Consider the following 20563-nt stretch of genomic DNA (forward strand, 5'->3'; position numbering starts at 1 on the left):
ATCTAATCTTCGACCATTTCCAGCAGTTCGGCTTCACTCAGTTGGGTGATTCCCAAAGCTTCAGCCTTTTCTAACTTGGAACCGGCATCTTCCCCCACCAGTAAGTAGTCGGTTTTGGCGCTGACGGAACCCGTGACTTTACCACCGGCTTTTTCAATCAACGCTTTCGCCTCGTCGCGCTTCAGAGTAGGCAGCGTGCCAGTAATTACAAAGGTTTTGCCTTGTAGGGGCGAGGGAACTCCGCTTCTACTTTCTGCGGATGGGGTTTCTATCTCAGCGGTGAGTTGCAAACCCGCTGCCTTCAGTCTGTCAATTAACGCCTGATTCGCTGGTACTTGAAACCAGCCGTAAACAGCGTGGGCAATTTCTGGGCCAATGCCGTACACTGCTTCAATATTCGCTGCGGATGCCCCAGCTAGTTGCTCAATCGTGGTGAATTTTTGAGTTAAGGTTTGGGCATTGACACTACCGACGTGACGAATCCCCAAACCGTATAATACCCGCGACCAAGGCTGAGTTTTCGAGTGGGCGATCGCATCCACCAACTTTTGCGCTAATTTCTTGCCCATCCGTTCCAAAGACGCTAATCTATCAGTCGTTAAATCGTATAAATCTGCAACTGAATTCACCACCCCTTTATCCACCAACTGGTGCATCAGTTTTTCGCCCAAACCATTGATATCCATTGCATTGCGACTTGCCCAGTGAACCAGCGCCCCTTTGAGGATGGCGGGGCAAGAAGCATTCACGCAGCGCGTCACCGCCTCCAGAGCGGGCTTTACCACCGGCTGATTGCACACCGGGCAACAGGTGGGCATTTGGAAGGGTTGAGTCCCCTCTGGGCGGAGTTCTAGCAGTACGCGCACCACTTCGGGAATGATTTCCCCGGCTTTGCGGATAATCACCGTATCGCCAATGCGGATATCAAGCGATCGCACATAATCAATATTGTGCAATGTGGCTCTTTGTACGGTTGTCCCAGCTAATTGGACTGGCTGCAACTCTGCCAACGGCGTCAGCGCCCCCGTTCGCCCCACATTCACAGAAATATTTTCAACGCGGGTGGGTGCCTCTTCCGCCGCGTATTTCAGCGCCACTGCCCAGCGGGGAAACTTTTGCGTAAATCCTAGCTTTTCCTGAAGCGGAATTGAATTCAGCTTCACGACGACTCCATCGGTCATGTAGGCTAAATTCAACCGCCCCGTATTCCAATCGTCATAATAATCCCGAACCTCTTCTAAAGAGTGGCAAAGCTGGCGATTGGGATTAACCCTAAATCCCATCTGTTGCAGCAATTCCAACGATTCCCACTGAGTTCGGGCAACCTCAGCATCATCCTTACCAGGAATTTGCAACGTATAGGCGAAGAAATCCAGCCGCCGCTTTGCCACAATCCGAGAGTCTAATTGCCGCAAGGTTCCCGCCGCTGCATTGCGAGGATTGGCAAATAACTGATCGCCAGCTTGCTGCCGTTCCTGATTAATTTGCTTAAAAACATCTAAGCCTAAAAACGCCTCGCCGCGAACTTCTACGTGAGTGGGAGGGTTTTCTAAATTCAATCGTAACGGAATGGCGCGAATTGTCCGCACATTCTGAGTAATCTCTTCACCTGTGATGCCATCCCCCCGCGTTGTACCTCTCACCAAGATGCCATTTTCATACGTGAGAGCGATCGCAGAACCATCAATTTTTAACTCCGAGACATATTCAAAAGCATTGAGTTCGGGGACTTGTCGCCGCCAGCGTTCCTGCCATTTGGCAAATTCCTGAATATTAAAAGCATTTTCCAAACTGTAGAGAGGGATATTGTGCCGCACCGAAGAAAACTGAGTTGCCGGTTTCTCACCCACGCGCTGAGTGATGCTGTCCGCTGTCACCAGTTCTGGATACTGGGTTTCTAAGTCTTGCAGTTCCCGATACAGCCGGTCATAGATGGCATCCTCCATGATCGGAGCATCAAGGACATAGTAGGCATAACTGGCTTTGTGCAACAACTGTCGCAATTCCTGTACCCGCTGCTTGACTGCCTGTGTCACTTCCACGGCATCCATCCCTACTAAAAACTCTATCGTTTCCGCTTTTAGTCTAACTAACGGGGGGTTGCTTGCTCTTCCAGGCTCAACCAAAGCATTACCGACATTTTCAGCAACCTCCCCGGCGCTTCAGTCCGCCAGAGACTTAAGTTTTTGGCTCATAATCTAAATCTAAGCCGGTTTTAACCGAACTTAACGACTTAAGTGGAATGGCACTGAACTTTTGCCAAAATTCCGTAGGCTGGATACTGGGAACGAAACCCAGCAACCCCTATAGGGCGTTGGGTTGAACAATAGTGAAACCATTCCCTAGAGCAAAAGTTCAGTGTCATTCGACTAAAGTTGAGTATTTTTAGTCAGTTTTAACTGACTTAAGCTATTAGCCAGGGGTTTAAACCCCTGGCTGGCGGGAACTGGCGGGAACTGGCGGGAACTGGCGGGAACTGGCGGGAACTGGTGGGAGCTGGCGAGAACTGACGAGAACTGGTGGGAGCTGACGAGAACTGGCGGGAACTGGCGGGAACTGGCGGGAACGAGAAATAGATATTTTAATCAATCTTTAAGTGGTATTTATCCTTGGCTTTACCCAGCCTAATGCTCAAGCTTAATCTCGGCACCGTACATTTACTTAAGTAGATTTACTAATGAATTTCATATCAACCCAAGCTTGAGCCGATTGGTGAGGAAAGCAATATGTGGCGCGTTTTTAAGCTAGCTTTATTAACAACAGCAGCTTTGGCAGTTTTTCCAGTGGGTGAAGCAGCAGCAGCAACTTTGACGGGTGCCCCTCCAATTGTGATTGGACACCGGGGCGCTAGCGGCTACCGTCCAGAACATACGCTAGCATCCTATGAGTTAGCAATTGAGATGGGCGCTGATTATATTGAACCCGATCTGGTTTCCACAAAAGATGGCGTTCTAATTGCTCGCCATGAAAATGAAATTTCTGGAACCACAGACGTTGCAAATCGCCCAGAATTCGCTAACCGTAAGACAACCAAAACAATTGATGGAAAACCAGTAACAGGCTGGTTTACTGAAGATTTCACCTTAGCTGAAATCAAGACTCTCCGAGCAAAAGAGCGTATCCCTCAATTGCGCCCCGGATCTGCTAAATATGATGGCTTGTATGAAATTCCGACTTTGCAAGAAGTTATCGATTTAGCCAAGAAAAAAAGTGCCGAAAAAGGTCGCACGATTGGCATTTATCCGGAAACGAAGCATCCCACTTACTTTGATTCCATCGGATTATCGCTAGAAGAACCTTTGGTGAAAATCCTCAGCGATAACGGTTATACCGATGCGGATGATGCGGTTTTCATTCAATCCTTTGAAGTTGCAAACTTGAAATTTCTCAAAACACTAACGAATTTGCCGCTGGTTCAGTTGTTTGATGAAAGTACCGCTAAGCCGTATGATTTTGTTGTCAGTAGCGATTCTCGCACTTATGGCGACTTATTGACTTCTTCAGGATTGAATGCGATCGCTCAATATGCAAGCGGAATTGGCCCCTGGAAACGCCTGATTATTCCGGCTGAGACTGTCGATCAAAATGGCGATGGTCAACCTGACGATCTGAATGGAGATGGGGTAATTAGCGATGCTGACAAGCCATTGTTACAAACCACGTCCCTAATTAACGACGCCCATGCAGCGGGTTTGCTGGTTCATGCCTACACTTTCCGCAGTGAAGACTTCTTCCTAGCTCCAGACTACAACGGCAACCCAGAGCTGGAGTACGAACAATTCTTTAAATTAGGTATTGATGGCGTCTTTAGCGACTTTCCTGATACCGCCGTTGCGGTTCGCAACCGTATCGCTGGCGATCCCAGCAAAGATGTTCCCGAACCCACGTCCTTACTGGCGTTTGGTCTTCTCCCGCTAGCGGAAGTGTTGCGCCGTCGCCAAGATAAATTCAAAAAGGCTTGATTGAGTAGCCGTCCTACACTCGCGCTACTCAGATAACTTTCCTCTATTAGCTTTCCTCTGTAGATGCTGGGCTAAACATCGCCGAACGCATCTATCCGAACGCACCGATAAAGTCCGCTTCAGCGGGCTTTTTTTATGGCTATTGAGTAATTAAACGGTAAGCCCTAGTCACAAGTATCACTAGATACCTTTGAGTTTCACCAGCAGCATTTAGCGATCGCGCAATTACTCAAGACGCAAGCCATTATCGGACAAGTTACTGGATAATCTTAACGGGAGCGTGTACCGAGAGCGATCGCGCTTTCTTTCCACAGCGCCACTGGACACAGCCTATCAGTCTGGGCTAAGACAGTAAATTGCAGTCAATCAATACCGTCCTTCAGCCATGCGATCGCAACTCGGAATCTTCGCGCTTATCGCCTTCCTAGCTACTACTTCAGCGCCTTTCAACTTTAGTGCGCCATTTTCCACAACCCAGGTGTTGGCGCAAACTTCATCTCGCAAAGCAGAAGCTGAACGCCTTTTAGAGCAAGGCATTCAGCAGATTGATAACCGTCAATTTGAAACTGCTTTACAGTCATTGCAACAAGCATTGACGATTTATCGGGAACTCAAAGACCGTCAGGGAGAGGGAACCACTATAGCAAACCTGGCAAATGTTTACTATTGGCTGCAAGACTACACTAAATCGATTGATTTCCAACAGCAAAGTTTAGCGATCGCGCGAGATATTGCAGATCGTACCTTAGAAGCGAAGAATCTCAGACACTTGGGAAGTACGTACTCCGCGCTGGGACAATATCCCCAAGCAATCGAGTATCTGCAACAAAGTTTAGCTCTTGCACGGGAAATTAAAAATACTAAAAGTGAAGCGGCAGCTCTTGGTATGCTGGCTCTTGTCTACCAACAAATAGGAGACTATCACAAAGCGATTGATTCTTGGCAGCAAGCACTACCTATTTTTCAGCAACTCAAAGAACGTAGGGCTGAAGCAGTCGCTCTCACATCTATCGGAAGTTACTATCAGTTACTGGAAAACTACCCTGAAGCTCGGAAGTTCTTCCAACAAGGTTTAGTCGTTGCCCAAGAACTTAAAGATCGCCTTAACCAACAGATAATTCTTGCACTCCTTGGTCACGTTCATGAATCCCTCGCTGAATACTCCCAAGCCCTTGACAAATATCAACAAAGTTTAGTTCTTGCACGGGAAATGGGGCAATCGGAAATCGAAGTTGAAATTTTGAATAATTTAGGCGGCATTTATGTAAATCTATCAAAATATCAGGAAGCTATTGAATATTATCAGCAAAGCTTAACCATTGCCAAAAAGATTAATAACCGCAAATCAGAAGCGGGTATTCTGTCTAACTTAGGCACTGTATATAAAAATTTAAACGATACTCCCCAGGCAATTCGCTATTATCAGCAGAGCTTAGCAATTACCGATGAAGTCAATCATCAACAAAGTGCTTTAGAAGTTCGAGAAAAACGGAAATTATTTGCCCAAACAATCCTAAATTTGGGGAACATTTACCAAGAAAATGGCAATAGCGATAAAGCCAAAGAATATTATCAGCAGAGCTTGAAAATTGCCCAAGAAATCAACGATCGGAATTTACAAGCAGATATATTAAACTTTTGGGGAATTCTCTCCTATCAAAATTTGGGAGACTACCGACAAGCCAGTGAATACTATCAACAAAGCTTAGCCTTAGCCAAACAAAACAATAATAAGCGCGGGGAGGCAAAAGCGATAGGCAATTTGGGACTTGTTTATGATTCTATGGGCGATTATGATAAAGCGATTAATTACTTTCAGCAGGATCTAGCAATTTCTCGCGAAATTAAAAACAAACGAGGAGAAGCCATAGCTTTAAACAATTTAGGGCTGGCTTTTATGCGCTCTGGTAAGCTAACAGAAGCCGAAAAATATCTAAAAAATGGAATTGAAGTATTAGAATCTGTTCGAGCAGGATTAGGTGGAAATGATGTCAACAAAGTATCAATTTTTGAGGATCAAGCTAGCAGTTATCGAAATTTGCAACAAGTTCTGATTGCACAAAATAAAACAGATGCCGCATTGGAAATTGCTGAACGTGGGAGAGCAAGAGCCTTCGTTGAGTTATTAGCTTCGCGTCTATCTGAAAATTCATCTGTCCCAGCTACACTCACCTCACCCAATATCAACCAGATTAAACAAATTGCCAAACTTCAAAACTCAACTTTAGTTGAATATTCTATCGTCTACGAAGACTTAAATGCTGAAGGACAAAAAACACAAGCCCAAACATCGGAAATCTATATTTGGGTAGTTAAACCAACAGGTAAAGTTGCGTTTCGTAAAGTCAATCTTAAATTGTTGCGGCAGCAAAAAAAGAGTTCTCTAGAAGAGCTTGTTGTCAGCAGCCGCGAATCGATTGGTGTTAGAGGTCGTGGTTTAGCTGTAGAGGGTAGAGTTAATGGAAGTCAAGAAAAACAAGGCTTCAAGCAACTTCACGAACTGCTCATCCAACCCATTGCCGACCTGCTCCCAAAAGACCCAAATGCTCGGATTATCTTTATTCCACAAAGCGAACTGTTTCTAGTTCCTTTCCCAGCACTGCAAGATGCTTCTGGCAAATACTTAATCGAACAACATACTATCCTTACGGCACCTTCAATTCAGGTATTGGATTTAACTAATCAGCAACAACAGCTTCTAGGAACGCGAAGTTCTACATCTATACAAAACCAAGATGTGCTGATAGTTGGGAATCCCACCATGCCTAGCGTTCCTGCCAAAATTGGCGATCCGCCGACTCAGTTACCTAGCTTACCAGGTGCGGAACGAGAAGCTTTAGCGATCGCGCCTCTGTTTAACACCAAAGCTTTCACCGGCAGTCAGGCAACGAAAGCAGCGATCGTGCAACAAATGCCCAAAGCGCGAATCATTCATCTAGCGACTCATGGCTTGCTGGATGATATTCGAGGATTGGGAAGTGCGATAGCGTTGGCTCCATCTGGCAACGATAACGGCTTACTCACCGCTGAAGAAATTCTCGATCTGAAATTAAATGCCGAATTAGTTGTCCTGAGTGCTTGCGATACTGGCAGAGGCAGAATCACTGGCGATGGCGTGATCGGCTTATCTCGCAGTTTAATTTCAGCAGGTGTACCCAGCGTAATTGTGTCCCTCTGGCAAGTGCTAGACGCCCCTACAGCCTCATTGATGACAGAGTTTTATCAAAATCTTCAAAAAACACCCGATAAAGCCGCTGCCTTGCGAAGCGCGATGCTAACCACGATGAAGCAATATCCAGATCCCAAAGATTGGGGTGCATTCACTTTAATTGGGGAAGCAGAATAATTAAAAATTGAAGAATTTCTAGGCGTTGCACATTGGACGGATGATAATGTCGCGCAAAGACGCTAAGACGCTAAGTTTTTGTGTCTTTGGGCGAAACTTAAAAGAAAATCATCGCCTGATGGTGCAACACCAATTCCCATTCTTAATTTTTAATTTTGGATTTTCAATTCTGTTTCACTTTGGCAATTACCGTGCGGTGGCGAGGAGTATTGCGAGCGATCGCTGGCGCAGTGAAACCGGAATCCACTAGCGCTTGTTCAATATCCAACGCAAAATACTCATCTAAATAAGGCTCGGTACTCTTGAGCAATGTCAAAATGTAAGGCGGCATTTTGACATAAATCTCAGATTTGGGATTCATATCCATAATTGCCAAATAGCCACCGGGACGCAGTACACGCCGCGCTTCGCGGAAAATCTGCATGGTTGCTGACTGGGGCAACTCGTGGCACATCAAAAAGATAGAAACCAAATCAAATGAAGCATCTGGCAAACCTGTAGATTCAGCAGCAGCATGAACCCAGGGAATCGATTTTTGACGCTGTTGGGATTGGTACTGGGCAACTGCTAGAAAATAGGGTGACAGATCCAAGCCAGTGAGTTTTGCTTGGGGATAAGCATCTTGGAGGGCAAACGTACTCATCCCCACACTGCACCCCAAATCTAAAATATCTTGTGGTTGAGTAGCAATTTGGCTTTTGAGAATATCGAGATAACTCTGGCGCAGTCGGGCGTCTCCTTGCGCCCCCGCATCAGGCCAAATTCCTGCGTGAACGGCATGAGCAGCAACTTCTACTTCCCAAGCTGCTTCCCAGCTTAAGTTACCACTGTCGTAGGCATGGAACGCTCGCAGGTAGTATTCTGGGTAACTCAGTTGGAGGTTTTGTACTTGAGCCAGCTGAGTTTCCCAGTCGTATTGCGAAAGCGTCTGTACTTGCTTTCTCCAAGGCACTCCAATCTTCTCGGCGCGTTTGATCATCATTGAACGCGCTTGCTGCTTGGCTAGATTGGCTAACGGTTTGATAGCTAGCAATCCGTTGACTAAGCGTGAAGATAATCCGAGTTCAGTATTTACCGTGGCAGTCATAAGGTAATAAGTAATGGGTAATGGGTAATGGGTAATAGGTAATGGGTAATCATCAGTAACAAATGACCTTTTGACCAATTACCAATCCCCAAAAAGATGTCTCCAGTCGGATGGGCTTTCATCCCATCAATTGCTTGAAGGTTGGGCAATGCCCACCCTTCAAGAATATTACCAATTACCCATTACCCATCACCGACTTCCTATTTGCCTGTTTTGGGCTTGAGTGCAAGTAACACCTCAACTTGACCCGTCGATGAGTCTGGTTGAGTAACGGTCAAACCAATACCGTGCATGGAATTCAGAATAGCAGTGGTTTCAGGCGTGATGGAACTCTTTTGTGCTGGAGGTAGCTGGCGATTCACCAAAGACATAGTTTTGTCCATGTCGAGGTAAAAATAGCCTGCGTTTGGCTTCTGCAAAGACCCCGTGACCGTTTTAAAGGATGCGCTATTATCTAAAGGCTGGCTGGGCTTATTTGCCATGACATCAGCGATGGGGCCACCAATTGCTACAAACATCGTGTTTTGATCTATCCAACCATGCCCTAAGAAAGCGCCTTGTTGCGGGATTTGCCATTCGGTGACGGTTTTCCCCTGAATCTTTCTAGGCGCTACGGCGATCGAGTTTCCCTTAGCGATCGCATCCAGTTTGTTGAAGGTGGCTTCAGCAGTTTTGCGATCGCTGGTTTGAAATACCAAGGCTCCACCAAATCCAACTGGTGCTAAAATTCCCTGGGTCGATGGAATCGCCGCCAGAGCAAATTCCCCATCCATCCATCCGAAGATATCTTTATCCAGGTCAAGATTAACGAGTTTGAGTTGCTGTCTTGCCATGTCAAACCCCTGCTGAATTTGGGGATCGGCTTTGGATTGTTCGACAACCGCTGACCAAGTTTGGCTGATCCCATTTCCGGCGATCAAGGCAATTGTTTCGGTAGGAAATTCAGACACTATCTTACCGGGAGAAGGCTTGTACTGTATCTTCATCGCCGAGGGATCTACCTTAGCGATCGCCTTCATCCTCACACCGGCATTATCAATCCCAACACCCATCACCACCGACTGCACAGTCTTTAGCTGCTTCAGGGTTTCTGGGGGAAGCTGGGGCGTATTCGGATTGCTTGCCATTGCTTGCTGCACCATCCCTGCGTAATCGGGGATATAGAATTGAGCGATGGGATTTTGTACGTCTACACCCTTAGTCAGAATGCTGGCTGCACCTGCTTTGCTAGCAAATGAAGGCTGTCCTTTAAACGTGTCAATTGCCAGTTGCACAGCTTCTTTTTCATCTGACATCACTAAATGACTATCTAACAAAGCCGTGTAGGTTTTGCCACTTTTATCTGTGGTTTCCTCTATTTTGATGCCTTTGTAATCAATTTGTTTGGTTGCAGCTTTCTTAGCTTTCAGCTTGTTTGCAAAACTTAAGGCACTCACTTTGTCCTTGACGCCGACTACCATCAACATCCGGACTTCCGGTGACGATTTTGGTGTTGTCGCTTGTGCCGGTTTTACAGTTGGTGATGGCAGAACGGCAAACATCACGCTACCCAGCCAAGGCTTGACATCTTTTTCATAATTGATGTTGGATTCAGTCAACATCTCTTTGTTGAAATCCTTCAGCCCTTTATCAATCAATTTTTGGGCTTCCAGAGTCCCAAACTGTTGCAATTGCGCCCAGTTTTTCGGATCGGTGGAGACAAAACCCGCCATTAATGCTTCATCTGGCACCACTTTAGCACTCGCCAGAGGGCTGGTTGTATCGCTAAAAGAACCCTTCAAGTAAAGATAAGTACCTACGCCCCCCGCCACCACAACGGCAGTACCAACAATAATAGGAACTATACGATTTGGTCTTCTTTCAGACATTTAAATTTTTCCTCCGATTATTACTTCTTGTGATTTTTATTGACAAATCTACAAATGGCATTGCAAATTTTGCGGATTTAGTAGGAATCCCTGTAAGGAGAATTAGTAATTTTGCTTAGTCAAGATTCCTACTAAAAGGATTGTTATCGGAAGACTTCAACCTGATTTGGATAAACTCCGCAAAGCAGAATATGAAGTTTAAATAAAAAATCGCCCGCTGATAAACTCCGCAAAGTAAAAATGTCCGACGACTCGCATTCGCGGCTAAACATACAAAGCCTGCCTTCGTCAGGCTTCGTTCTTCTAGCCTGTGGGCGTATATTTGCTGGCATCGGGATGCTCCCGCACTTTTTTGAGAGCGCAAGTAGACACAACGCTAAGTTAAGCTTGAAAATCATCGCGCCTGAAGTGACAAAGCATCTGGAGGTTCGCTACAAATGGGATACCCCGTGCGTCGCCGTGCTTACAAGTACACTCAGACCGGAGGCGTTAACCTAAAGAGATAACCTCCTTAGCCCTTATTCTCGGCTATACTTCGGAGTCTTACAGGTCAATCTCACCATGAAGTTGCAGACTTATTTTGATTCAGAAAATAACGGTCACAAATCCTTTGAACTGCCCGGTGCCCGTCCCCACTACAACCCAGATCGACCCGGACAAGTCGAGCATATTTTCCTAGATTTAGCCCTGGATATTCCTAACCAAACCGTCGGAGGTAATTGTGCCATTACCTTATTGCCGGTGCGGAGTGGGATTGACCGTTTAACCTTAGATGCCGTCAACCTAAATATTCAGTCAGTGCAGGTTGATGAGACGCCGCAAAGCTTTGACTATGATGGCGAACAACTGCACATCCAGATGCAGACACCCACTCAGATGGGGAAGACGATCGAGATAGCGATCGCCTACTCGGTGGAAAAACCCCAGCGCGGTATCTACTTTATTTCCCCCAATAAACACTATCCCGACAAACCCGTTCAAGTTTGGACGCAGGGAGAAGATGAAGACTCCCGCTTCTGGTTCCCCTGCTTCGACTATCCCGGACAGTTAGCTACTTCAGAAATTCGGGTCAAAGTTCCCAAACTCTTGATCGCCATCTCCAACGGAGTGCTAATCAAAACAGAGGAAGATAGCCACTACAAAACTTATCACTGGTTACAAGAGCAAGTTCATCCCACCTACCTGATGACTCTCGCGGTGGGTGACTTTGCCGAAATTCAAGATGAGTGGAACGGCAAACCCGTCACCTACTATGTAGATAAGGGCAGAGAAGAAGACGCCCGCCGCAGTATGGGCAAAACGCCCGAAATGATTGAATTTTTCAGCGAAAAATTTGGTTATCCCTACCCCTATCCCAAATACGCCCAAGTTTGCGTCGATGACTTCATCTTTGGCGGCATGGAAAACACCTCCACCACGCTGCTAACCGACCGCTGCTTGCTGGATAAACGGGCGTCTCTAGATAACCGTACCACTGAAAGCTTAGTGGCTCACGAACTCGCCCACCAGTGGTTTGGAGATTTAGTCGTCATCAAGCACTGGTCTCATGCTTGGATTAAAGAAGGTATGGCTTCTTACTCAGAAGTGCTGTGGACACAACAAGAGTATGGTTCGCAAGATGCAGCCTATTACCTGCTCAATGAAGCTCGTAGCTACCTTGTAGAAGACAGCAGCCGTTACCGTCGCCCGATTGTTACTCACGTCTACCGCGAGGCGATTGAACTGTATGACCGCCACCTCTATGAAAAAGGTGCTTGTGTCTATCACATGATTCGGGCGGAGTTGGGAGACGAGCTATTTTTTAAAGCAATCCACACGTTTGTTCAGGATAACGCCCATAAAACAGTCGAAACCGTTGACCTGCTACGAGCAATTGAAAAAGCGACGGGTCGCAACCTACTATTTTTATTTGACCAGTACGTTTATCGCGGCGGTCATCCAGATTTCAAAGTTGCTTATTCCTGGGATACTGATAGCAAGTTGGCTAAAGTTACCGTTACTCAAACTCAAGCCACCAGCGACACTAACGGCAGCCGTAGCGATTTATTTGACCTAAAAATTCCCATCGCTTTTAGCTATGTCCCAGGAAATTCCTCTAACGAGGATCGTGTAGAGACGCGAGATTCCTCGCCTGAACAATCCTCCACCGTCAATTTCAAAACTTTCACGGTGAGAGTTCACGAACGGGAACAAAGCTTTTACTTCCCCCTCGCAGAAAAACCCCATTTTATTAGCTTTGACATCGGGAATAATTTCCTAAAAACGGTGTCCTTAGAGTACCCAGTTCAGGAACTCAAAGCCCAACTGCAATCCGATCCCGATCCCGTCTCCCGCATCTATGCGGCTGAGGCGTTGGCGAAAAAAGGCGGATTGGAGGTAGTAAAAGCGCTTTCTTTTGCTCTCAAGAACGATTCTTTCTGGGGTGTTCGGGCGGAAGTTGCCAAACAGTTGGCAGAAGTTAAACTCGATCAAGCGTTTGACGGTCTAGTTGCGGGTCTAAAAGATAAAGAAGCCTTAGTGCGTCGTGCAGTGGTGCAAGCACTGGGAACGATTAAAACCCACGACAGCTACAAAGCACTGAAACCATTGGTAGAAGACGGCGACGCCAGCTACTATGTGGAGTCAGCAGCTGTTAATGCGATTGGCGGAATTGGGGCGGCAAATCTGGACGAAAAGCCCAAAGAAGAGAAAGTGCTGAAGCTGCTGCAAATGGTACTCAAAGAAAAGGCTGGTTGGAACGAGGTTGTGAGAACTGGCGCGATCGCTGGTTTGTCTCAACTCAAAACTTCACCCCAAGCGCTGGATCTGATTCTGGAATACACCGCCCAAGGTGTCCCGCAAGCGTTACGTCTAGCAGCGATTCGCGCCTTGGGAAGCATTTCAGCGGGTCAGAATAATGTCAACCTGGAACGAATTCTCGAACAACTTGCAGAACTCTCTAAAGAGACATTTTTCTTAACCCAAGTATCAGTAGCGATCGCGCTGGGGCAAATGGAGACACCCAAAGCTATTGGGATTTTGCGAAGTCTTGCCGACCAAACCCCCGATGGGCGAGTCCGTCGTATCGCTGAGGAAGCAATTGGGCGGGTGCAAAAAAATGTTGGATCGGATCAAGCGATCAAGCAACTGCGAGACGAACTCGACCAGATCAAGAAGCAAAACCAGGAACTCAAAAGCCGCTTGGAAAACCTAGAAGCTAAGTCCAGCACCACAGAAGCTAGCTAACCAATAGCGATCGCATCACGCAGACTCCCCCAACCTCCTTCCCTAAAAGGAAAACTCAGCTTTCCTTTCCTTGCAGGAGAGGGGTTGGGGAGAGAACCAATCAGTATTACCTCTCTACACTTTAGTTTGTTCCTTTTGAGGCTCCGCTTCGAGTTGCCGATTCGATTTCTCGCCGGGAATTAGCATTTCCAATCCACGAGCAATTAACGGCAGAAACCCGATAACCAACACCACGCCCAGCACGTTGAATATCACCTGAGCATTGGCAATTTGGCGGGCAACATCAGCCCCCCCAGAAATCCACTGGGCGAGACCTGCTAATTGAGCCGCAAATAAGATCCCCACGGCGGCGGTTATCACATTGAAAACCAAATGAAAGACACCCGTCCGCAAAGCTTCGCGCGATCGCCCAATCGTCGCTACCAGCGTGTCAGCGCAGGTGCCAACTTCCGCCCCCAGCATCAAGGCAACGCCTGCGGGCAATGAGATCAAGCCAGAAGCTGCCAGCGTAATGATAATCGCTACTGTGGCGGAAGAGGATTGAATCAAGACGGTAAACAGCGCCCCAACTAAAGCACCCAGCAGCGGGTTTTCCCCTAAGGTTCTCATCCAATCAATAAAGGGTTGGTAGTCGCGGAACGGTTTCATCGCCTCGTCAATCGTGTCTAGACCGAAGAAGAGCAAGCCTACCCCCAACAGGATTAAACCGATGTTCTTCCAGCGGTCTGTTTTACCCAAAAAATGCAACAAGAAACCAAGGAACAGGGCGATAGGTGCATATTCGTTAATCTTAAAAGCGATCAGTTCAGCGCCGATGGTCGTCCCGATGTTGGAACCCAGAACGATGCCGAGAGACTGCACGAACGTCAGCAACCCAGCACTCACCATCGCGATCGTCATGATGATCGTGACCGACGACGAATCTAAGATGGTTGTCGCCACCGTGCCAGTTGCCACTGCGGCAAAGCGATTACTGGTGAACTTGTCGATGAGATTTTTTGCGCGATCGCCGGCGATCGCTTCGAGTCCCTCAGCTAGTCTGGTCACACCATACAAGAACAGCACCAGACCCGCTAGCACACCCATGACAATTTTGAAAATATCGATCTTTCCTTTTTTTTCTCCTTCAGACGAAGCACTCTCAGCCTTGTCTCTTTTTCCCTTTTCTTCGCCTTCCGAGGAAGCAGGATTCTGAGCTGTGTCACTCTTACCCGGTTGTGCCGCATCAGTCCCAGCAGGAGGCTGAGCGTTGACACTGACTTCTAAAACGGGTGTGTTAAATAAGTGGAAATTGTTTCCTGGTAGGGAAGGACTAATAATCAAAGCTGTCACTACAAGGCTCAAACCTAACAACTTGAGTATTTTTTTCTTTGAATTTTTTGAAAACGACATGAATGACCCCTCAAAATAACGCCAAGACAAGTTCTCAAACATCACCGCTACGGGCGGAGTAAACGCTCATGGCAAGGCAGAGCCATAGCACTCGTCATGCTGACCTAAACCAAATTGATACTAATAAAACTCGCTACCGGGCTGGCGCTGCGCTTTGGCTACCTTGCCAAAGCGTCTAGGCTCAAAACAGCATTGTCGCTCTGCTGGGCAGACACTAAAAATTTTCTATGTCTCTCCCCTACTGTGCTTACCTCCTCAGAGGGAGATTCACGGCTCATATACACTATTTATTCAAAATTTAAAATATACTTAAGATTAATTTAATTTCTTCCTTAAGAAGAATTACTAACTGCTTTTTTTGCTGGCAGGAGACTTTAGCGATTTTGTCATAGAACCTTGACAGAGAAAAAAATGGGGAGCGAGGGAACTTTTTTATCTCTTAGAGCAGATAGGCGATCCCCGCAAGTGTCTGTAGTTTTGTATACTATAGTTAATAAAACGTTAAAAAGCTGGTAAAAATCAATGAGTAAAGTTACGAAAGAATGCGGTCGAAATCCCTGGAAATTAGTGTTATTCGATTGATCAAGTTAAATAGTGGCTTGAATACTACTAGAAGCCGCTAATTGCGAATTAAATTAGGTTAAAAGAGGCAAGCACAAGCGTGAATCGGTACTCCCTCACTTTCCAGTCTCGGCGCTACGATCCCGAAGCGATCGCCCAGTACTTCCGCTATCGTCCCTGGCGAGTTCTCTGGCGAGCCATCAAAATTATCTGGTTATTTGTAGGGTTTGTTCTTGGCTTGAAGTGGGACGATTGGCTGAACCAGGAATGGAAGAATCGGGAGAAACGCGCCACCCAGCTGCGGGAAATTCTCACTCGCCTTGGTCCAACCTTTATTAAAGTCGGTCAAGCTCTCTCCACACGACCCGACTTAGTACGGAAAGACTTTTTAGAAGAACTCGTCAAATTACAAGACCAACTGCCGTCATTTGATAATGCGATCGCATTTAATATCATTGAAACCGAGCTAGAACGCTCAGTAGAAGAGATATATAGAGAAATATCCCCAGAACCAGTTGCCGCCGCCAGTCTGGGTCAAGTTTATCGAGCGCGTCTCCACACCGGCGAAGAAGTCGCCGTCAAAGTGCAACGCCCCAACTTGCTACCAACCATCACCCTCGACCTTTACTTAATGCGGTGGATGGCTGCTTGGCTGAGTCCTTGGCTTCCGCTGAATTTAGGGCATAACCTGACTCTGATCGTGGATGAATTCGGTTGCAAGTTATTTGAAGAAATTGACTACCTCAACGAAGGACGGAACGCCGAAAAATTTGCCACTAATTTCCGCGACGACCCCAGCGTTAAAGTCCCAGCCATCTACTGGCGCTACACCAACACCCGCGTTCTGACTTTAGAGTGGATTAACGGCTTCAAGCTGAACGATACCGAGCGCATTAAAGCAGCCGGTCTGGAAACCGATACATTGATCGAGATTGGTGTCACAGCCGGTCTACGGCAGCTATTGGAACACGGCTTTTTCCATGCTGACCCCCATCCGGGTAACTTGTTTGCCATGCCAGATGGTCGCATGGCTTACATAGACTTCGGCATGATGGATCAGATGGAGGAGAATACCAAAGAAACCCTCGTCAGTGCCGTAGTTCACCTGATTAACAAAGACTATATTGAGTTAGCCAAAGACTTTGTTAAACTGGGCTTTTTGACGCCAGAAACGGATATTGTTCCGATCATTCCGGCGCTAGAAAGCGTGCTGGGTGATGTCATCGGCGAAAGTGTACAGGACTTTAACTTTAAGACAATTACAGATAAGTTCTCGGAACTGATGTATGACTATCCGTTCCGAATTCCGGCAAAGTTTGCCTTAATTATTCGTTCCCTGGTGACACAAGAGGGATTGGCTCTGAGTCTGAATCCCGATTTTAAAATTGTCGAAGTTGCCTATCCCTACGTGGCGCGGCGTCTGCTGACTGGCGAATCCCCAGAAATGCGGCGGCGTTTGATTGAAGTCTTGTTCAAAGACGGCAAATTCCAATGGCAGCGGTTAGAGAACATGATTGCGATCGCTCGCTCAGATGATAACTTCGATCTGTTGCCCACAGCTCAACTGGGTTTACAGTTTCTCCTCTCTGAAGAAGGACAGTTTCTGCGACGCCAAGTCCTAATCGCCTTAACAGAAGATGACCGACTTCATACCGAAGAAGTGCGACGCCTATGGAATCTAGTTAAAGATGACCTGAAACCGTCACGGTTGTTTAATGTAGCGCTGGGAGCCTTGACGGAACTCTCCACTGAAGGAGTCGCAGCACTATTACCTTCTTTTGCCACACTTGCTGCCTTTCAGGAGAGAGAATAGAGTGTTGGGTCTTAGAGAATCGATAATGGGTAATTGGTAATTGGCGCTGCGTGCAACTTTCTGTAGTTCTCCCTCCAATTAATGGGGGGATTGGGGGATATGACAAAATTTCCTTGACATTTCGCTCCCCCTAACCCCTGATAAACAGGACTTACGCAAAGCTTATACATATAGCATTCTTGTCGGTTCAATCCCCCTGTGGTTGCCCCCAAATGTGGTGCTGTTGCGTAAGTCCTGATAGTGTTTTTTCGGGTTCAATCCCCCTGTGGTTGCCCCAGATGTCGCGCAAGTTGCGTAAGTCCTGATAAATTGGGGGCTAAGAAAAAGTTGCACATGGCGGTAATTGGTAAATCTTCCATTACCGATTACCCGTTACCCATTTACCTGTTACCCGTTATCCATTAGGAGTTTTTAGTGTACTATTTTCCAGATCCGCCGTATTTTTTACTCGTTTTCGGTTTGTTTGCTGGAATAACCTGTGGGCTTGCCTTTGAAGCCACCCTCAAACAGCAAGTGCGGGAATGGTCAAAGAACCGCTCTACCCGGACTTTGGCTCAGATGCAAGGGATACAATTACAGCTGCCATTCCTGGGAATTTGTGGCGGAATCTGTCTATTTCTAGTAGCTGGATTAGAGATTTTTGGCTTTCCCGGATGGCTGTCTTTTGGGACTTCGATGCCACTCACCCTATTTATTGGCTTGTTAGTTTGGTCGCAACTCAAAAGCCTTTTAGGTCAGCTAGAACGCGGTGGCTCCCGCGCACTTGATTTAGATGCTTGGGAATAAGCGATTAGCGATTCGCTTTGCTATTTAAAAGATGTAGGCTGAGCAGTTGCTCAGCCTACATCTTTTAGATTAGATAGCGATTATTCTGAAACGATATTAGTAGACATCCGCGAAGTCCCAACCATCAACATAGCCCAAAGGTCCCGGTGTCGCCCCAGGAACAACAACTTTATACCACTTGTTGCTCCATTGGTTTTGGTCTGGATGGAAGTCTAGAGCTGTGCCAGTTGGTAAAGTTTTAATAATGCGACCCGAACATGGCGATGACCGAATGTTTAACGGTCCTTTTGTAACGCGAACCTTTCCAGGGGCGAGAGGATTAATTATCATCCATCCTTGAGAGCGATTACTTTCACAAGCATTGGTAGAACTGAATCCGTAAGTCACGCGAATCCAAGTATAACCATTGCCTTGCTGAGTGCCTCCGCTAGGATCGTTGAGAACATCGGCTCCTGGTCTAGCGACGCGGAGGATACGGCAGCTGGTACTGGGACAAGAGCGAATGTTCACGGTACTCAGGACGTTATAAACCCGACCATCATCCGTCGCTGTGCCAGCTACACTTGCACCGAGAGCATTGGCAGTACCAACTCTGGCTTTTATCGCTTCGCGGGCTGTTTGAGCTTCAGTAACACCTCCCGCCTGTTCTGGTGCGACAGTTCTGGGAGCAAATTTGTTACCATCCTGAGAAGGTTCAGCTAAATTTTTGGGAACGGACAAACCTACTGCAAGGGCTAGTAGCGTAACAGTTGTTGCACATCCACCAATTACTTTAAGAGATCCGAGGCGCATAGCAGTTCTTTTTCCTTTCAATCAGTCTGTGAAGGTCTTTTTCCTTCCGCATGTTATTAAACACAGTGCTGCAAACTGATTTTTCGGACTTGCCCACAATCGAAAATTACATATCTATCTAAAGGTGGATTTAGAAGTTGAGCGGGAACTTTTTGATCCTTATTTTTATCTTTATTCCCACTTTCCGGCTCTAGAAAGCGAGAAGTGCAAAGCGATCGCCTTTGCTACTTAAAGCGGTAGAAAATTCAACAGCTTGCCGGTGTGAAGATAGCGGCTTCGATCCGATTCAGGGCTTTTTCCAGATCGTCGTTAATGATTTGAATGTCAAATTCACTCGCCGCAGCAATTTCTGCTTGGGCATGGTTAAGCCGTCGCGCGATCGCTACCTCTGAATCTTGCCCGCGACCTCGGATGCGATTTTCCAGTTCGCTGACGGAAGGCGGTAGGATAAAAATCTGTAGTGCGCTGGGGAAATTTTGTCTGATCTGCCGCGCCCCTTCTAGTTCAATTTCTAAAATGACCCACTGACCCTGCTGGATTTGCTCCTCCACTTGTCGTCGTAGGGTGCCGTAACAGTTACCAGCAAACTCAGCCCACTCCAGTAATTCACCTGCTTCCACCATTTGCTCAAACTGGTTGCGGCTGACAAAATAATAGTGTTTTCCCTCAATTTCGTCTGGACGGGGGGCGCGAGTCGTCGCGGATATAGAAAAATACAGTTCCGGATGACGCTTCAAGAGCGATCGCAGTAATGTACCTTTGCCCACGCCACTTGGCCCAGTCAAAACAATCAGTCTGCCAGTTTTCATGCTCGTGTCACCCGTGAAAATGCCTATTGCCTTAATTGTTACTGGCATTCACGTCTTTGCCAATCACAAAGCGATGGGCAACAGTTTCAGGCTGAATGGCGGAGAGAATGATGTGGCTCGAATCGGTAATAATCACCGCACGAGTGCGACGCCCATAGGTGGCATCAATCAACTGCCCTCTATCTCTGGCATCGGTGATAATCCGTTTAATGGGCGCAGATTCTGGACTGACAATGGCAACCACTCGGTTTGCAGACACGATGTTACCAAAACCGATATTGATTAACTGAATGTCCATAAAAAACTAGCGGCATAACCGCCTAAAAAGCTTATTTAAGTCTAGTTTCCATGTTATCTACAAAAATTTTGACTTACAAGCCTAAAATCCACAAAAACTCGCGTTTTTAAGGGATCGCTGCTTTTTTTTCCCTTTTACCCCTATTATCTATTCCGAAAGACAGAGGCAGGTTTTGCAACCACTTTGACCCGCAATCGCACAAATTCGGCTTAATTCATCCCTCTCGGCGCTGGTTGTGAACTAGATGCAAAATAGATACCAGCGTGGATGGAACAAGTTGAGCGACGCGATCGCTTATCTGATATCCGTGGAATCCCTCCTGGTTCAGGTGGTGGGGAGTATTTCTTTGTATCCATATAAAAATCAAATAGTACGAGAGGATGGATGGTTGCAATTATTTACGAGATTTTACATAGAGCGCTTATCCGTAGAATTACAATTAATCTGCTTTTCCTGCATTTTTTTAAATTAATCACCGTGTTTTTATTGAGACAAATTCTTTTTCCCTCTCCAATTCTCAAAAAAAGAATAGTTGCATCTAGCCTTTTTTCATAACTTCAAAATACGAATTCTAGCGATAAAGTTTCCGTAAAGTAGGCTACTTTTAGTAGCGATTATTGGCGT

General features: G+C 46.6%; 14 protein-coding genes. 5 read left to right on the plus strand and 9 right to left on the minus strand.

Going from position 1 to position 20563, the window contains the following annotated elements:
- Window positions 1–2: 2 nt before the first annotated feature.
- Both ligA and AC2VDX_RS17515 read right to left on the minus strand, forming a co-directional pair.
- Window positions 3–2051, minus strand: coding sequence for an NAD-dependent DNA ligase LigA (gene ligA / locus AC2VDX_RS17510; protein WP_378183811.1), 2049 nt, complete (start codon window positions 2049–2051; stop codon window positions 3–5).
- A gap of 373 nt (window positions 2052–2424) precedes the next feature.
- Window positions 2425–2589 (minus strand): hypothetical protein, encoded by a 165-nt coding sequence (locus tag AC2VDX_RS17515; RefSeq protein ID WP_378183814.1) that lies wholly within the window; start codon window positions 2587–2589, stop codon window positions 2425–2427.
- Between the two features lie 137 nt (window positions 2590–2726).
- On the opposite strand from AC2VDX_RS17515, the gene AC2VDX_RS17520 reads away from it, so the two are divergent.
- Both AC2VDX_RS17520 and AC2VDX_RS17525 read left to right on the plus strand, forming a co-directional pair.
- Entirely contained in the window at window positions 2727–3962 is a 1236-nt protein-coding gene (locus AC2VDX_RS17520) for a glycerophosphodiester phosphodiesterase (protein WP_378183817.1), read from the plus strand.
- Between the two features lie 385 nt (window positions 3963–4347).
- Window positions 4348–7308, plus strand: coding sequence for a tetratricopeptide repeat protein (locus tag AC2VDX_RS17525; RefSeq protein WP_378183820.1), 2961 nt, complete (start codon window positions 4348–4350; stop codon window positions 7306–7308).
- A 163-nt stretch (window positions 7309–7471) separates the two neighbouring features.
- On the opposite strand, the gene AC2VDX_RS17530 is transcribed toward AC2VDX_RS17525, so the two are convergent.
- Genes AC2VDX_RS17530 through AC2VDX_RS17540 form a run of 3 tightly spaced genes read right to left on the minus strand, consistent with a single transcriptional unit; the run spans window position 7472 to window position 10263 of the window.
- Entirely contained in the window at window positions 7472–8395 is a 924-nt protein-coding gene (locus AC2VDX_RS17530) for a class I SAM-dependent methyltransferase (RefSeq protein ID WP_378183823.1), read from the minus strand.
- On the minus strand, window positions 8392–8544 hold the full coding sequence (locus AC2VDX_RS17535; RefSeq protein ID WP_378183826.1) for a hypothetical protein: 153 nt from the start codon (window positions 8542–8544) through the stop codon (window positions 8392–8394). The genes AC2VDX_RS17530 and AC2VDX_RS17535 overlap by 4 nt, the downstream gene beginning before the upstream one ends.
- Window positions 8545–8595: 51 nt before the next feature.
- Window positions 8596–10263: a DUF3352 domain-containing protein gene (locus AC2VDX_RS17540; RefSeq protein WP_378183829.1), complete on the minus strand. Its 1668-nt coding sequence runs from the start codon at window positions 10261–10263 to the stop codon at window positions 8596–8598.
- Window positions 10264–10824: 561 nt separating this feature from the next.
- Here AC2VDX_RS17540 and AC2VDX_RS17545 point away from each other — a divergent pair.
- Window positions 10825–13488, plus strand: a complete 2664-nt coding sequence (locus AC2VDX_RS17545; RefSeq protein WP_378183831.1) for a M1 family aminopeptidase — start codon at window positions 10825–10827, stop codon at window positions 13486–13488.
- Window positions 13489–13602: 114 nt separating this feature from the next.
- On the opposite strand, the gene AC2VDX_RS17550 is transcribed toward AC2VDX_RS17545, so the two are convergent.
- The gene (locus tag AC2VDX_RS17550) at window positions 13603–14880 is read right to left on the minus strand and encodes a Na/Pi cotransporter family protein (protein WP_378183834.1); all 1278 of its coding nucleotides are present in this window, start codon (window positions 14878–14880) and stop codon (window positions 13603–13605) included.
- A gap of 661 nt (window positions 14881–15541) precedes the next feature.
- Between AC2VDX_RS17550 and AC2VDX_RS17555 the strand changes: the two genes are divergently transcribed.
- Both AC2VDX_RS17555 and AC2VDX_RS17560 read left to right on the plus strand, forming a co-directional pair.
- Complete coding sequence (locus tag AC2VDX_RS17555; protein WP_378183837.1) at window positions 15542–17254, plus strand: ABC1 kinase family protein; 1713 nt, start codon at window positions 15542–15544, stop codon at window positions 17252–17254.
- Window positions 17255–17668: 414 nt separating this feature from the next.
- Entirely contained in the window at window positions 17669–18040 is a 372-nt protein-coding gene (locus AC2VDX_RS17560) for a hypothetical protein (RefSeq protein ID WP_190688212.1), read from the plus strand.
- Between the two features lie 96 nt (window positions 18041–18136).
- Here AC2VDX_RS17560 and AC2VDX_RS17565 read toward each other — a convergent pair whose 3' ends face one another.
- The 3 genes from AC2VDX_RS17565 to remA all read right to left on the minus strand — a co-directional run bounded on the left by AC2VDX_RS17565 (window position 18137) and on the right by remA (window position 19939).
- Window positions 18137–18832, minus strand: coding sequence for an SH3 domain-containing protein (locus AC2VDX_RS17565; RefSeq protein WP_378183841.1), 696 nt, complete (start codon window positions 18830–18832; stop codon window positions 18137–18139).
- A 245-nt stretch (window positions 18833–19077) separates the two neighbouring features.
- Window positions 19078–19641, minus strand: a complete 564-nt coding sequence (gene gmk, locus AC2VDX_RS17570) for a guanylate kinase (RefSeq protein ID WP_378184049.1) — start codon at window positions 19639–19641, stop codon at window positions 19078–19080.
- A 31-nt stretch (window positions 19642–19672) separates the two neighbouring features.
- The gene (gene remA, locus AC2VDX_RS17575; protein WP_190413898.1) at window positions 19673–19939 is read right to left on the minus strand and encodes an extracellular matrix/biofilm regulator RemA; all 267 of its coding nucleotides are present in this window, start codon (window positions 19937–19939) and stop codon (window positions 19673–19675) included.
- Between the last annotated feature and the right edge of the window lie 624 nt (window positions 19940–20563).

The sequence above is a fragment of the Coleofasciculus sp. H7-1 genome (assembly GCF_057473865.1).